The organism is Pseudoalteromonas sp. BSi20652 (genome assembly GCF_000239855.1).
Taxonomy (GTDB): domain Bacteria; phylum Pseudomonadota; class Gammaproteobacteria; order Enterobacterales; family Alteromonadaceae; genus Pseudoalteromonas.
This window is the reverse complement of record NZ_BADT01000017.1, coordinates 1-1,215: the sequence shown is the minus strand read 5'-3', so window position 1 is coordinate 1,215 and position 1,215 is coordinate 1. Positions and strand designations below refer to the sequence as shown.

Sequence of the window (1,215 nt, the reverse complement as noted above, 5' to 3'; positions counted from 1 at the left end):
TCAGATTCATTTGGCGCTAAACCGGCATTATAATGATGCGGCCTAACGTTGTTGTAATATCCGTTGATATAATCACTAACGCTATATTTAGCATCTATAAAATTTCCATATCCAACCTTTGGCATCCACTCCGTTTTAAAGCTTCTAAAAAATCGCTCCATTGGTGCATTATCCCAACAGTTTCCACGCCTACTCATACTTTGTTTGATTTTATAGCGCCATAAACGTTGACGATATTTTAAACTGGTATAGTGACTACCCTGGTCTGAATGAAACATCAGTCCTGTCGGTTTTCCTCTGCTTTCATACGCGAGTTCAAGCGCTTTTAGCGTTAAATTAGTATCTGGCGACAACGACATGGCCCAGCCAACTACTTTACGTGCAAATAAATCAATAATAACGGCTAAATAAGCCCAGCGATTACCTACCCAAATATACGTCACATCACCGCACCACACGGTATCTGGCTCAACAACATCAAATTGTCTATCAAGCAGATTTGGAATTTCAAGGTGTTCATTACCGCCGCGTTTATATGAATGTTGAGGTACTTGGCAGCTTTCAAGCTTTAATTTAACCATTAGCTTAGCAGCACGATAACGACTCAATTCAAAATCATTGTTCGTTGCTATTGCCGCGATTGTCCGCGCCCCAGCTGAGCCGCCGCTCATTGCATGTATTGCTCTAACTTCAGCCTCTAGCCTTACTTGTTCTGGTGTCGGCGTTGTATCCCTTATAGCCCAATATTTATAGCTGCTACGATGCACATTGAATACGTTACACAGCACGCTAATTGGGTAACGCTCTCGTTGATTTAGTTTCTCAATTAACGAGAATTGTTCAGGGAGTCGGACATCAAGAGAGCGGTAGCCTTTTTTAATATATCCTTTTCTAATTCGATGCGTTGGATTTGCTTTTTAAGTTCGCGGATTTCAATTTGTTCGGGCGTCATTGGCGAAGCTGTAGGTGGCTGGCCATTACGCTCTTGCTTTAATTGAGTAACCCACTTACTAACGGTTGATTTACCCACTCCCATCGCTTTGGCTGCTTCTTCTTGAGTATAACTTTGGTCAACTACAAGCTGAGCTGTTTCTAATTTGATTGCTGCAGAATACGTTGCACGTTTTAATTTCGTCATTTTTTCACCCAAATTTGTATGCTTATCAGCATAACATTTCTTTCTTAATGGGTGGCCAAAATCACTGTACCACTACA

General features: G+C 41.3%; 1 protein-coding gene. It reads right to left on the bottom strand.

Annotated features, from left to right (window positions below; all coding sequences use genetic code 11):
- Positions 1-1,138, bottom strand: a protein-coding gene (locus P20652_RS17220) for an IS3 family transposase (protein ID WP_086005518.1) whose coding sequence is annotated in 2 segments (ribosomal slippage) — positions 1-880 and positions 880-1,138 — 1,139 coding nt annotated over the 2 segments. Because the reading frame shifts where the segments join, the coding sequence is not laid out codon by codon here. This gene is flagged as partial in the annotation.
- Positions 1,139-1,215: the final 77 nt, after the last annotated feature.